This window comes from Mesorhizobium sp. RSR565B (assembly GCF_054719465.1).
Genome location: NZ_JBTTIE010000001.1, coordinates 947,129 through 961,022, shown reverse-complemented (window position 1 = coordinate 961,022; position 13,894 = coordinate 947,129). Strand labels below are relative to the sequence as shown.

The window sequence follows — 13,894 nt, the reverse complement described above, 5'->3', positions numbered from 1 at the left end:
TCAAACAAAGGTTTGGTTGCTGCAATCAGGTCTTCACGGACGGCAATTCCGACACCAGCCTAAGCGAGGCGTTGATGCCCTCCAGCTGGTAGTGCGGGCGCAGATAGAAGCGGGCGTTGTAGTAGCCCGGCCGGCCCTCCACGCTGTCGACCTGCACCTCGGCGGCGGCAAGCGGACGCTTGGCGCGCGCCTTGTCGTCGGCGAAGGCCGGGTTGGCCAGCACGTACCGGTTGATCCATTCGGTCAACCAGATCTGCATGTCGGTGCGTTCCTTGAACGAGCCGACCTTGTCGCGCGCAATCGCCTTGAGGTAGTGGGCGAAGCGCGAGACCGGGAACAGATAGGGCAGGTTGGCGGAGAGCCGCTCGTTGGACTGGGCGTCGGGGTCGACCAGGCGGCCCGCCCGCGTCTCGTCATCCTGCAGCGAATGGGCGCCGATAAAGGCCGCGAGATCGGTGTTCTTGCGGTGCAGGATCGGCATCAGCCCGAGCTTGGCCAGTTCCGCCTCGCGCCGGTCGTCGATGGCGACTTCCGTCGGGCATTTCATCGCGATCGAGCCGTCATCGGTCGGGAAGGAGTGCACCGGCAGGTTAAGCACAGTGCCGCCATTTTCGACGCCGCGGATCTGGGTGCCCCAGCCATAGAGCTTGTGGCTGCGGTTGATGTTGACGCCCATCGGGAAGGCAGCGTTCATCCAGACATATTTGTTGTGATCGCCCTGCACTTCCTCCTCGAAGGAGAAGCCCTTGACCGGGACTGTCTCCGAGCCGTAGGGCAGCCGCGCCAGCACGCGCGGCATGGTCAGCCCGATATAGCGCGCATCCTCGCTCTCGCGCAGCGATTGCCACGAGGCGTAGGCCGGGTTGGAGACGATCTGCTGCAGGTCCTGCGGGTTGGGCAGTTCCTGCCAGCTGTCCATGCGGAACAGCCGTGGCGAGGCGGCGGCGATGAACGGCGTGTGCGCCGAGGCGCAGATGCCGGAGATGTTGCGCAACAGGCCGACGTCGCGCGGGTGGTTGGAGAACTCGTAGGCGCCGATGACGCAGCCGATCGGTTCGCCGCCGAGCATCGAATACTCGTCGGTGTAGACTTTCTTGAAGATCGGGCTCTGGTCCCACATCTGGCCTTCATAGTCTTCGAGCGTATCGGCCAGCTGCTCCTTGGAAATGTTCATCACCCGGATCTTCAGCTTCTGATCCGTCTCGGTGTTGTTGATGAGGTACCAGAGGCCGCGCCAGGTGCCTTCCATCTGCCGCACTTCCGGCGCGTGCAGGATTTCGTTGACCTGGGTCGTCAGCATCTTGTCGATGCCGGCGATCAACGACTTGATCGACTTGATCGAGTTGGACGAAATCGTCGTCGTCTCGGAGCGCGACTGCGCCGCCAGAGCCAGGTTGCGAACCAGCTGCTGCAGCTTCTCGCTGTCGTCCTTCTTGACCTTGAAGTCCTTCTCCAAGAGCTGGCTGAATTCGCCGAGATCGACGGCCTCGGCCTCGGCGACGGATGCTGCGGTCTTTTGCTGTTCGGCCATGATCTATTCCTCACCCTTGTCGTCGGACAGCGCCTGGGCGGCGATCTGGCCAAGCAGCGGCTGGTTGTTCAGCAATTGGGCGATGCGCTTTTCGGCATCGACGCGGCCGTCCATGAAGCCGAGCAGCTCCTCGAGCTGGCGCCGCATCTTCAGGATTTCGGCCAGTTGCGGGACCTGTTCGGCGATCTTGTCGGGGGCGAAATCGCCCATCTTGGTGAAGGTCAGGTCGAGCGCCAGTTCTTCGTCGCGCTCCTGTCCCTCGGCCTGCGGCAGCGTGTTCTTCACCCGCGCCTTGACCCTGGGCCCCAGCGCTTCCATGAATTTGGGGAAGCGGTTGGCATCGGTCTCGACAAAGGAACGGTCGAGCACCGTCTTGGACGCTTCCCTGGTCTGCGATGCGCCCGACAGGTCGGCCATCACGCCCATGACGAACGGCAGTTCGATCGTCGTCGGGCTGCCGTAGGTTTCGACATCGTAGGCGATCTGCACGCGCGGGGCGCGATTTCGCTCGATGACCTTCGCTTTGCTTTCGGCTGGCATGTGTTGCTACCTTTCATCCTTCTGGGCAGTCTTCTTGGCGTCGGGAACGCCGGCGAGCAGCCGGAATTCCTTGAGCCCCGACGGGGCGAGGTCTTCCATCAGTTCAACGAAATCCATGTGCACCATCCTGCGCACCCGGCGGGCGAGATGCGGGATCGGACTCGACGGCTCAGTGCGGTCGTAGAACGCGACCACAAGGTCGAGGCACTTCACCACATCGTCGCGCGAGGAAATCCTGTCCGGGAGCCCCGCACCGGTCTCCGCGTAGCTTGCCATCGTCTCGGCTCCATGACCGTTTCTGACCGGCGCGGCCGGGCTTGCCGGGGGAGCAGCCGGGCTGGCCGCCCCCTTCGTCGCTGCCTCTTCCGTGGTCTCGACCGCCGTATTGCGTTCCAGCGTCGTCAGCACGCGCTGCAAAAACCGCTTCAGGTCCGGGACGGCAGCCCCGTTGCTGTCGAGGCGGGCATTCAGCGCCGCATCGACTGCGTCGAGCGCCTCGATCGCTGCGTGCGCCCCGGCGATGAGCGCCGTCATCTGTTCACCGGCATGGTCCTGATAGGCGGCACAACCGCTGCCCACCCGGTTCAGGAGCTGTCCGTGCGCGCTGACCAGCGCTGCCTTCTCCGTGGCATTCAATCCCGACGCCGCTTCCTGAAGCATGACGCGATCGTCGAGCGCACCCTGTTCGAGATCGCGTCCACTGATCGGCCCGATGGGACGCGGCGCGAAGAAGACCATCTGCCTGAGGTTCGCCAGCAGGCCTTCCTGGCCGTTCTGCAGGTCGGCCAGCGCGTTGAGGCGGCGCAGGGCGGCCTCGCGTGGTTGGGGGCTGGCCCGCAGCGCCGGGTGCATCGTCTCCCAATGCGTCTCGAAGGTCCTTGCAATCAGGGTCAGGCCCTGTGCCAGTCCGGCCAATCCCTCTTCATTGGCCAGCGCCCGGGCGACAATGACAAGCAGGCGCAGGTCGCGGCCATGCGAACGCAACTCCTCGGCCTTGCCGAGCACGGCAGGCCAGTCGACCGGAATGGTCGATTGCGCGGCTGGCTTGTTGCGCCCGTCATGGACGACCTTGACCTGCGGCTCCGTGAGCCGCTCCAGCTCATGAAAAGCCGGATCGTTGCGCAAGTCTTCGCCTGACGGATTTTCACCGTCCAGCGGAGCAAGCCAGAGTGCGAGATCGATCACAGATACCCCCGGCGACCGGCTCTAAAACCGTACGTGACCCAACGTTAGCACACGGTTGCATATTCCCACAATTCGCCATCCGCTCAAAAGTTAACGAGCGCTAATGAATGTCGGTGCAACTGCGTCTCGGATGGCGCAATTCATGGCGTGCTTGGCCAACCTCGTATGTGAAGCGCATCGCATAGGATTAGAAAAAATCGTGGTTGTCTGCATTTGGCGGCGCGGGACTCTCCACAAAGGGAAAAGGCCGGCTGCATCAAGCGCTTTGTCAAGCGGCTGCTTATGTGGCAGGCTGTCGACGGGCAGATTGCAGGAGCACGTTCGATGGAACAGCGCCGGTCGTCGCAGGGTTTCAAACGCAAGGAACTGGTTGGCAAGCTCAATCCGGTCTGCCTGCGCGCCTTCAAGGCCGCCGCCGACAGCGCCAAGCTGCGCGGCAATCCTTACGTCGAACTCGTCCATTTCATCGAGCAGCTGGTGCTGTCCGAGCGCTCGGATGTGCAGATGATCCTTGCCGATGCCGGGCTGGATGCCAGCCGGCTTACCAGCGACATGACCCGCGCCGTCGACAAGCTGCCCTACGGCGCCACCTCGATCGAGGAGTTTTCCGACCACATCTTCCACGCCATCCAGGAAGCCTGGAACCTGGCGACGCTGGAATTCCGCATGGAGGAGGTCCGCAGCGCCTATATCGTGCTCGCCTGCCTGAAGACGCCGGTGCTGGAAGGCCTGGTGTCGAAGATCAGCGGCGAATTCGACAAGATCGACGCCGACGCGGTCATCGCCCGCTTTGCCGAGGTGGTGGAGGGCTCGCTCGAAGCCGGCGCCACTGCCGCCGCGGCTCCCACTGCCGAGGCGCCGCGGCGGGTTCCGGGCGGGGATTCGGCCCTCGCCAAATACGCCACCGACCTGACCCAGCGCGCCCATGACGGCAAGATCGATCCGGTCGTCGGCCGCGATCCGGAAATCCGGCAGATCATCGATATCCTGATGCGGCGCCGGCAGAACAACCCGATCCTGACCGGCGAGGCCGGCGTCGGCAAGACTGCGGTGGTCGAGGGCTTTGCCCTGCGCATCGCCCAGGGCGACGTGCCGCCGCCACTCCAGGGTATCAGCGTACGCATGCTCGACATCGGCCTGATGCAGGCCGGCGCCAGCGTCAAAGGCGAGTTCGAAAAGCGCCTGAAGGCGGTCATCGACGAAGTTCAGTCATCCGAAACGCCGGTCATCCTGTTCATCGACGAGGCACACACGCTGATCGGCGCCGGCGGTGCGGCGGGAACCGGCGATGCCGCCAATCTCTTGAAGCCGGCGCTGGCGCGCGGCGAACTGCGCACCATCGCGGCAACGACCTGGGCCGAGTACAAGCAGCACATCGAAAAGGACCCGGCGCTGACCCGCCGTTTCCAGGTGGTCAAGATCGACGAGCCGTCGGAAGCGGTCGCCGTGCTCATGCTGCGCGGTGTCGCCGGCGTGCTCGAACAGCATCACGAGGTGCAGATTCTGGACGAGGCGATCGAGGCGGCGGTCGGCCTGTCGCATCGCTACATCCCGGCGCGGCAATTGCCCGACAAGGCGGTCAGCCTGCTCGACACCGCTTGCGCCAGGGTCGCGATCTCGCAGCATGCGACGCCGGCCGAGGTCGAGGACATTTTGCGGCGCCGCCAGGCGTTGGAAGTCGAAAGCGGCATCATCGGCCGCGAGGCCGCGATCGGCATCGAAGTAACTGACCGGCAGGCGCGGGTCGAGGCCGGGCTCACTGAGGCCGGGACCATGCTCGCCGCCGCCGAGGAGCGCTGGGAGCGCGAAAAGGCGCTGGTTGCCGAGATCCTCGAACTGCGCGCGCGGCTGCGCGGCGACGGCGTGCCGCTCGATGCGGTGGCGACAGCCGAGACCGATGCCGAACCAGCAGCGCCGGACGAAGAAAAGACCAAGGTGCCCAAGGCTGAACCGCCCAAGGCCGAAACGTCCGAGCCTGAAACGCCGAAGGCCAAAGCGTTCGAGACCGAAGCGCCGGCTGCCGAAGCTGCGCCGTCAGATCCTGTCGCCGATCTGGCGCGGCTGCGTGAACTCATGGCCGAGCTTGCCACCGCGCAAGGCGAGACGCCGCTGATCCTGCCGTCGGTCGACCGCAATGCGGTCGCTGCCGTGGTCCAGGACTGGACCGGCATCCCGACGGGACGGATGCTGTCCAGCCAGACCGAAAAGGCGCTCAAGCTGGCCACCACGCTGTCCGAACGTGTCGTCGGCCAGGATCACGCCATGGAGATGATTGCCAAGCGCGTGCAGACCAGCCGCGCCGGGCTCGGAGCGCCGGAAAAGCCGGTCGGCGTGTTCCTGCTCTGCGGCCCCTCGGGAGTCGGCAAGACCGAGACGGCCCTGGCGCTGGCCGAGACGCTCTATGGCGGCGAGCAGAACCTGATCTCGATCAACATGTCCGAATTCCAGGAGGCGCACACCGTCTCGACGCTCAAGGGCGCACCGCCCGGCTATGTCGGCTACGGCAAGGGTGGCATTCTCACCGAGGCCGTGCGCCGAAAACCCTATTCGGTGATCCTGCTCGACGAGGTCGAGAAGGCCCATCCCGACGTCCACGAGATCTTTTTCCAGGTCTTCGACAAGGGCATGATGGATGACAGCGAGGGTAGGCGCATCGACTTCAAGAACACGCTGATCCTGCTGACATCGAATGTCGGGTCCGAAGTCATCATGGAGCGGACGCAAAACGGCACGGTGAGGGCGGGGCTCGACGGCCTCGATGCAGCCTTGCGCGCTCCACTGCTGAAAGTCTTTCCGGCAGCGTTCCTCGGCCGCGTCGTGACCATCCCTTACTATCCGCTCTCGGATTCGATGATCGAGGCCATCACGCGCCATCAGTTCGGCAAGATCGCGCGGCGGCTGCGCGCCAGCCACGACGCCGAACTGGTGATCGGCGACGGCGTCATGGCGCTGGTCAAGGCGCGCTGCACCGAAATCGAGTCCGGTGGCCGCATGATCGACGCCATCCTCACCAACACGCTGTTGCCGGAACTCAGCCGCGGCGTGCTGAACCGGTCGCTCGACGGCGAGAAGATGACCAAGGTGACCGTCAGCGCTTCCACTGACGGGTTTGCCTATTCGTTCGAGTAGTCAGGCCTGACTGCTCGGCTCCGTCTCGGCGCGGATCAGCTTGATGTCGGCGCCGGCTGCCCAGGCGCCGATATCCTCGCGCCGCAACGCCGCCGCCATCATGTCGGGAAACAGGTCCGGCGTGCAGGCGAAGACCGGTATGCCAAGTGCCGCGACCGAAGCCGACATCGCCGGATCATAGCCCGGCCGGCCCTGATCGGTCAGCGCCAACAGCACGATGACATTGACGCCGGACCGGACCAGCGCCGCAAGCCGCCGCAGCAAGTCCTGGCCGTTGCCGCCCTCATAGAGGTCGGTGATCAGCACGAAGTGGGATTTGGTCGGCCGCTCGATGCGGTCGGCGCAATAGGCGACCGCCTGGTTGATGTCGGTGCCGCCGCCGAGCTGCACGCCAAACAGCACCTCGACCGGGTCGCTGAGCTCTTCGGTCAGGTCGACGATGGCCGTGTCGAAACAGACCAGCTTGGTGCGCACGACCGGCAGCGACGCCATCACCGCGGCGAAAATCGAGGCGTAGATCACCGAGCTCGCCATCGAGCCGGACTGGTCGACGCACAGCACCACTTCGTCGAGATCGACCAGCCGGCGTTGCTTGCGCATGAAGCCGACCAGTTTTTCCGGCACGACGGTTTTGTGCCCAGGCTGGTAGTGGCGAAGATTGGCCGAGATGGTGCGCGGCCAGTCGATGTCGCGTTGGCGCGGCCGGTTGGTGCGTCGCGACTTGTCGAGCGCGCCACGGATCGCCTCGGCGGTCTTCTGCTCCAGCCGCTGCATCAGCTTGGCAACGATGTCGGCGATGATGGTGCGGGCGATGTCCTTGGTCTTGGCCGGCATCACCGAACGCAGCGAGATCAGGTCGGCGACGAGGTTGACGTCGGCCTCGATCGCCTTGAGGAATTCCGGCTCCATCAGCATCTGCTTCAGGTTCAGCCGCTCAAAGGCATCCTTCTGGACGATCTGGACCACCTGGGCGGGAAAGAAGGAGCGGATATCGCCCATCCATTGCGCCACGCGTGGCGCCGAGCGGCCGAGCCCGCCGCGCCGCTTGCGCGGGTCGGCATCGGCATTGGCGCCGTCGCCGTAAAGCGCATCGAGCGCCGAAGACAGTTTTTTGTCATCACTGGAAAGGGCGGAGGAAGCCTCGTCATCGGCGCCGATCGCCAGCCGCCAGCGGCGCTCGCGCCCGCTATCGGAGGATGCCGGGCCGGGTTCGGGCACTTCGGCTTCGTCATCCATTGTCACACTCCGCCCGCCAGCAATGGCCCAAGCCGCTCCAGGTGACGGCGCCAGCCCTCGCCGCCATCCGGCGCCGGCGTCAGGCCGGCCGGCAACCTTGCGGTGCGGCCGAGCACGGCCTCGATCAACCGCCGCCGCTCCATCGAGTCCAGATTGGAGAAGACGCGGCGCAGCAATGGCAGATGCGCGATGAAAGCGTCCTCGTCGAGCGATTTCAGCCACCCATCGACGGCGCCGCGCAGGCCCTCGTCATAGATCAGCCGCTGGCCGGCAGTGCTGAAGAAACCTTCGAAGAACCCCGCTGCCTGGGCGACCGGCGTCCCCGGCGACAGCCTGCGTCCGAGCAGCCCGGCGGCGTCCTCTGCCGACAGTTGGCCGGCTTCATAGAGCAGATGCGCGGCGCAGCCGGCGAGCAGCGCCGTCGAGCGCGGACCTTCCAGCACGCCGGTCAGGCCGTTGCGCCAGGCATCGAGCACGCCTTCGCCGGGCTCGACCAGCCGGATCGCCGTGTCGGCCTTGCGCACAGCACCGACCAGCGTGGTGGCGGCCTGCTCGTCCAGGTCGCGCACCGCATAGGGCAGCGCGATCGCGCCCTCGACGATCAACCGTTCCAACAAACCGCACAGCCGGTTGGTTTCGGTCTTGCGCGCCTCGCCGTAACGGATGATGTCGGCAAGCGGCGGCACCGAGGCCAGCATCTCCAGGCATTCGCTGCTGTGCGCTGCGCGCGCCTCCAACGCTACAAGGCCGGCGCTCGCGGCCTCCGACAGATCCGCCGTAATGGCGCTCTGGACAAGGGCGGCAAGCGTGTCGAGGCTCGCGGCCGCACCGAGCATCTGGATCAGGCGGCCATTGGCGGCCTTTTCGATAGTCGGGCCGTAGATCAGGTTCTCGACCAGGCGCACGGCATATTCCGGCTCCCAGGCCAGCGTCCATTTTTCGCGAAAGGTGCCGCGGCTGCGGCCGGCGTCGGCCAGCCTGCCCCATTGCACGCCAAGCACGTTCAGCCGGTGCAGCAATGTCGAACGAAACAGTCCGCTTTCGCTGCGCAGATCGACCGACAGCTCGCGTTCCAGCGCCTCCGGCTTCAGCCGCGCCGCCTTCTGGTTGCGCTGCAGGTCCTCGATCAGCGGCGCCAGCGGCGTGTCGGGCGGAATCTCGCCGACATCCGCGCCCAAAAGCAGCTCGGCCTCGACCAGCGCCCACAGCACCGCTTCGCCGTTGAACAGCGCCGCGATCGCGGCATCGCGCAATTCCTCGAAGCCGGGCTTCGGCCGCTCGCGAATGGCAGCCAGTGTGCGCGCAAGCCGCTCGGCCTCGATCAGCGACGCGGTCGACACCAGATGGCCCTTCGCCCGCAGCACCGCCGCGATCGTCGCCAGCCACAGCGTCGCGGCGTCGCGCCGCCCTCGTGTGCGCCACAGATGTTTGCACCAGCCGGGCGCGACGACGCCAGCGCCATAACCATAGCCCAGCGCAAGACGCGGCCCGGTCCATGGCGCCCATGTCATGATGCTTTTGCGCCGGGCAATTCCCTTGATCAGCGCCTGGTCGTTCTTCTGCGTGTGCGCGGCCTGCAGGGCCGGCACATGCCATGCGCCGCAGACGACGGCGATCGGTCCGGCGAATTCCTTGCGCGCGGCGGCGATTTCCAATCGCATATGCGCTTCACGCTTGGCCTCGAACGGCGCGATCGCACCTTCGCCGTCGCGCAGCGTCGTCATCGCATCGGTGATGGCAGCGAAGATTGGACCCGGCTGCGGATTCTGCTCGATAATGTCGGCCCACCAGCTTTCGCCATCTTCATAGCCGGCGGCCGCAGCCAGCGTGCCGATCGGGTCGCGATGCGATGCGGGCTCGCCATCCTCACCGGTTTCGTCCTTGGGTTCGGGCTTGTCGGCGTCAGCCGTTTTGTCGGTGTCGTCGGTTGCCGGTGCCGCGAACCGTGCCGATGACGGCAGGTCGATGAACCGCAATGCCGCCTTGTTCTCCACCGCCCACACCGCCGCCTGGTATTCCGGCGAGAACTCGGCGAACGGCCAGAAACTTGTCGCGGCCGGATCGTCCTCGGGGTAGCAGAGCAGCGCCACCGGCGGCTGCATCTGCGGGCGCGCCAGCAATGGCAGCAGGGCGGACGCGTCGCTCGGCCCTTCGATCAGCACCGCGACCGGCTGCAAGTCCCGCAGCGCCTGCACCAGGCTGTCGGCGGAGCCCGGCCCGTGATGGCGGATGCCGAAATAGGCGACGTCGCTCATGACCTCAGATCGCTGCGTTCAGCGCCGCGTAATAGCCGGCATAGTCCGGCCGCTTCTTGAGCACCGTTTCGAGATATTCCTCCAGCACCACCTTGTCCTGCACCGGGTCCTTGACGATGGCGCCGACAAGGCTGGCGGCGAGGCCTTCGGCGCCGAGCTTGCCGCTGTCGAACCACGCCGCCTGGCTGAGGCCGCCGACCATGGTGGCGATCGCCTCGGCGGTCGAGAGCGAACCCGAAGGCGTCTTTAGCGTCACCTTGCCGTCGGCGGTTGCGCCCGAGCGCAGCTCGCGGAAAATGGTCAACACGCGAGCGATCTCCTCGCCGACATTTTTCGGCACCGGCAGGTCGAGCCCGCCGGCCATCTCGTCGACCCGCTTGGAGACGATCGCCACCTCTTCCGCCATGTCCTCGGGCAGCGGCAGCACCACCACATTGAAGCGGCGTTTCAGCGCCGAGGACAGCTCGTTGACGCCCTTGTCGCGGTTGTTTGTGGTGGCGATGATGTTGAAGCCGCGCTGGGCATACAGCGACGTGTTGAGTTCCGGGATCGGCATCATCTTTTCCGACAGCACGGTGATCAGCGTATCCTGTATATCGGAGCCCATGCGCGTCAACTCTTCCAGGCGGCATAGCTTGCCGCTCTCCATGGCGCGGTAGAGCGGCGTCGGCACCAGCGCCTCCTGGCTCGGCCCTTTGGCCAAAAGCTGCGCATAGTTCCAGCCGTAGCGGACCTGGTTCTCGTCGGTGCCGGCCGTGCACTGCACGATTAGCGTCGAGTTGCCCATGATGGCGGCGGCGAGATGTTCCGACACCCAGGACTTAGCGGTGCCGGGAACGCCGAGCAACAGCAGCGCGCGGTCGGTAGCGAGTGTCGCCACCGCGGTTTCCATCAGCCGGCGGCGGCCAACATATTTCGGCGATATCACGGTGCCGTCGCTTGCCTTGCCGCCGAGCAGATAGGTCAGCACGGCCTTCGGCGACAGGCTCCATCCGGCCGGCTTCTGGCGTTCGTCATTGCGCGCCAGCGCCTGCAGTTCAGCGGCATAGGCCTGCTCGACAGGGAGGCGGATGGCTGCGTTCATGGTGCTGTTCTCCGGATTGTCATGTGTTGGTTCCCGTCAGGGCCGCGTTGAGGCGCAGGAAAGGGAGCGAGGCTGCCGCCGGCGGCATGCCAGCCGCAACGACATGCTCGATCAATTTTTCCGCTGTCGCCGCAGTGGCCAGAAAGCCCATCGTTTCCAGCAGGTCGTCGGCGGTTCGCTTCATAGCGTCATCATCGCCGGCGACAGCCGAACGCAATGCCGCCAAGCCCTGGCCGTTCGTCAGGTCGGGCCATTCCAGCCAGTTGGCTTCGAAGCCCTCGGCAAGGGTGAGCGCGCCAATATACTGCGGCGTATCTTTCAGGATCAGTCTGACAAGGACACGCTTCCTGCGGCTATCCAGGCGCGGTGTCAGGTGCAGCACGAATAGTGCCGGCTTGCCTCCCCCGGCGACTAGTGTGTCGGCCATCTGCGTTACGGCAGCGTCGCTGCCCGACGCTGCGACCATTCGTGAGATCTGGATGTCCGCATTTTTGTCGGCACCGAATTGCCAGGCTGCAATGAAATCGGGTTCGCTGACCCCAAATCGGGAAGCGAGGTCGACCAGGTTGCAGGTCTCGAACAATTCGGCGCGGCGCTTTTCCTGCGCCGGCGATTTGAGCTTTGCCGGCGTGTAGGTGGTGCGGCGGCGGATCAAGCCGGATTTGCCTTCTGTGATGAAGGCGGCGAGTTCGGCAACGGGGTCGTCGGCTCCGTCGTTGCCCGGCCGGCCATGCTCGCCCAGCCTTGCCAGCAGCCGGCCCGCCAGCTCCCGCACCTTGCCGGAGCGGTCGGTGGCCAGGCTTTTCAGGAATGGCGCGTCCGTGGGCGTCAGGTTGAAATGCATGAGTTCGATGAGCGCCAGCCGGACTTCAGCCGGCTCGCCCGTCGCCTTGGCTTCCATCAGGCTGCGGGCCGTGGCCGGATCGCGACGGCGCATCTCGGCCAACGCGATACGGCGCGCGGCGGGGTAAAAGTCATCCCAGTTCTGCGCCGTCAGCTGCTCCTGCGGGGCAATCTTCAGCCCCTCGACGCTGGCCTGCCAGTCGATCCACGGCGCATAGATGTCAGGGCTGTTCTGGTCTGATGCCGACGGCATCCAGTCCATCGGATGCAGCACGTAGCCGCGGCTGGCGACGAGCGTCGCGACACGCGACTTGCGCTGCGCATCGGCGGCGTTCTTCAGGGCCGCCCGCAACAGCGGCCGCAACCGCTCCGGCAGCAGCGGCAGGCCAAGCCTCGGCAGCGGCGGGCGCCGCTTCAGCGTCTTCGGCGCCGACGGCCGCAGGCCGACATCGAGCGCCTGCGCCGCGATCGCCAGCAGACGTCGCTCCCGTTCGTCTGGGCTTGCGCTATCCGCGATCTCCTTCCATGCGGTTGGCGCCAGATCGAACGCGGTTCCGCCGGTGATCCAGCAGTCGCGCATCGTCGCCAGGCCGGTTAGTTCGAGCTCGTTCATGACAGATCGAGCCTCCCGAAGCCGCTTTGCGCGGCCAGCAGATCGAGCCGCGCGCCGTTCCAAAGCGCTGCCGTGGCCGCGAGGTCGAGGCCAAGCACGGTCTGATCGACGGTCCCGCTAACAGGCAGGGCGATCCCTTGCGGGTCGTGCGCCGCTTGCCACCAGGCGGTGCCGCGCTCATCGAGCAGGATCGCGCCGGCAGGCAGCATCAGCGGGCTATCGGTCGACCAGGGCGCTGCGTCCTGGTGCGCCGCATGCGCCGCGAGCCGGTCCTTGACAGCGTCGGGGCCGAAATCCGGCCAGGCGCCCGACACGACGTCGCCCTTGCGCTCCGCCACCAAGGCCCGCAGTGGCTGGCGCGACGGGTAGAATACCAGGCGGGCGTGGAACCGGTCACCGGGCGTGAACGCCGCCGAGCGGCGGCCGGCCGAAGCCGGAAAGAAATCGAGCAGCAGCGCAAACTGCGGCGTCGGGCTTTTCAGATCGAGCAGCCAGGTCGAATGGCTGACGAGACCGTCGCGGCGGGTCTCGATCTTCTCGCCGACGACCTCCCAATGGCTGTCGACCTGATTCGCGTCGGGACTGGACAGAACCTGGTCGCGGGTTTCGGACGCCGACACCAGTCGCTTCAGCTCGGGATCGTCGGGCGCCGAGCGCCAGGCTTTGGCCAGCAGCACCAGCTTGCCGAGTTCGCGGATCGCCGCGTCCGGCCGTTCCTCGCTGCGCAGCGCCATTAGCCGGGCCGGGATTTCGTCGATGCGTCCGGCAAGCGCCGTCGCCTTCATGTCGACAAGCCGCGCGGCAATGCGGCGGCAGCGCTCGCTGCTGGCGTCGGCAAAGGCGGAAAGGCCGAGCCGCAGCTGGTCGGCAATCCACTGGTCGAGTTCGTCCAGCGCGCCTGCCACCGCGGTGCGCGTATCTTCCGCCCGCTTGCGCTGCGCCGTCTCGCGGCGCTCCGTCGCGGCGGCGTCATCGACGGTGCTTTCCTCCGCCTGCGAGGCCTCGCCAATGCTCTTGCCAGACGCGCCCCTGCCAGCCTTTGCGTCGACCGGCGGGGGCGCAGTCTTCCTGCGCCGGCCAAGCCAGTCATTGACCCATTCCGGCGTTGTTTCGGCTGATGTGAAGCTGGCCGGCGCCGTGGCGGCGATCCACATCAGCGCCAGCGTGTGCTTGCAGGGAAATTTTCGCGACGGGCAGGTGCATTTGTAGCCGTGGTCGCCGGTGTCGACGACGGTGCGATAGGGGTTGGATCCCGAGCCCTGGCATTCGCCCCAGATCAGCGCCTGCTGCTCGTTCTTCTCCAGCCGCGGCCAGTTCGAGCGCTTGGTGAGCTTCGAGGCGGCGCTTAGCGACGCCTGATCGGGGGCCAGCGCCTCGATGGTTTTCAGTTCGAATTCCAAGCCGCGCCTCTCGTCACCCCAAATCAATGCCTGGCATCAATATAGGGTGCCGTTTGTGAAGGATTGTTGTGGCCCCGG

General features: G+C 65.9%; 9 protein-coding genes. 1 reads left to right on the top strand and 8 read right to left on the bottom strand.

What is annotated here, in order from left to right; translation table 11 throughout:
• Positions 1 to 25: 25 nt before the first annotated feature.
• The 3 genes from tssC to tssA are packed head-to-tail and all read right to left on the bottom strand — an operon-like array spanning position 26 to position 3,256.
• Positions 26 to 1,531: a type VI secretion system contractile sheath large subunit gene (gene tssC / locus ACYG9R_RS04740; RefSeq protein ID WP_023682611.1), complete on the bottom strand. Its 1,506-nt coding sequence runs from the start codon at positions 1,529 to 1,531 to the stop codon at positions 26 to 28.
• Between the two features lie 3 nt (positions 1,532 to 1,534).
• Complete coding sequence (gene tssB / locus ACYG9R_RS04735) at positions 1,535 to 2,071, bottom strand: type VI secretion system contractile sheath small subunit (RefSeq protein WP_023673718.1); 537 nt, start codon at positions 2,069 to 2,071, stop codon at positions 1,535 to 1,537.
• 6 nt (positions 2,072 to 2,077) lie between these two features.
• Positions 2,078 to 3,256, bottom strand: coding sequence for a type VI secretion system protein TssA (gene tssA / locus ACYG9R_RS04730; protein ID WP_023701537.1), 1,179 nt, complete (start codon positions 3,254 to 3,256; stop codon positions 2,078 to 2,080).
• Between the two features lie 324 nt (positions 3,257 to 3,580).
• Here tssA and tssH point away from each other — a divergent pair, with 324 nt between their 5' ends.
• Positions 3,581 to 6,385, top strand: a complete 2,805-nt coding sequence (gene tssH, locus ACYG9R_RS04725) for a type VI secretion system ATPase TssH (RefSeq protein WP_023823513.1) — start codon at positions 3,581 to 3,583, stop codon at positions 6,383 to 6,385.
• Here the strand turns inward: tssH and ACYG9R_RS04720 are convergent, their stop codons facing one another.
• Genes ACYG9R_RS04720 through ACYG9R_RS04700 form a run of 5 tightly spaced genes read right to left on the bottom strand, consistent with a single transcriptional unit; the run spans position 6,386 to position 13,816 of the window.
• On the bottom strand, positions 6,386 to 7,621 hold the full coding sequence (locus ACYG9R_RS04720; protein ID WP_023823512.1) for a VWA domain-containing protein: 1,236 nt from the start codon (positions 7,619 to 7,621) through the stop codon (positions 6,386 to 6,388).
• Between the two features lie 2 nt (positions 7,622 to 7,623).
• Complete coding sequence (locus ACYG9R_RS04715) at positions 7,624 to 9,876, bottom strand: DUF5682 family protein (RefSeq protein ID WP_023823511.1); 2,253 nt, start codon at positions 9,874 to 9,876, stop codon at positions 7,624 to 7,626.
• 4 nt (positions 9,877 to 9,880) lie between these two features.
• On the bottom strand, positions 9,881 to 10,960 hold the full coding sequence (locus tag ACYG9R_RS04710) for an ATP-binding protein (protein WP_023823510.1): 1,080 nt from the start codon (positions 10,958 to 10,960) through the stop codon (positions 9,881 to 9,883).
• 19 nt (positions 10,961 to 10,979) lie between these two features.
• The gene (locus ACYG9R_RS04705; protein WP_023823509.1) at positions 10,980 to 12,416 is read right to left on the bottom strand and encodes a DUF5691 domain-containing protein; all 1,437 of its coding nucleotides are present in this window, start codon (positions 12,414 to 12,416) and stop codon (positions 10,980 to 10,982) included.
• Positions 12,413 to 13,816, bottom strand: a complete 1,404-nt coding sequence (locus ACYG9R_RS04700; protein WP_023823508.1) for an SWIM zinc finger family protein — start codon at positions 13,814 to 13,816, stop codon at positions 12,413 to 12,415. The genes ACYG9R_RS04705 and ACYG9R_RS04700 overlap by 4 nt, the downstream gene beginning before the upstream one ends.
• Positions 13,817 to 13,894 lie beyond the last annotated feature (78 nt).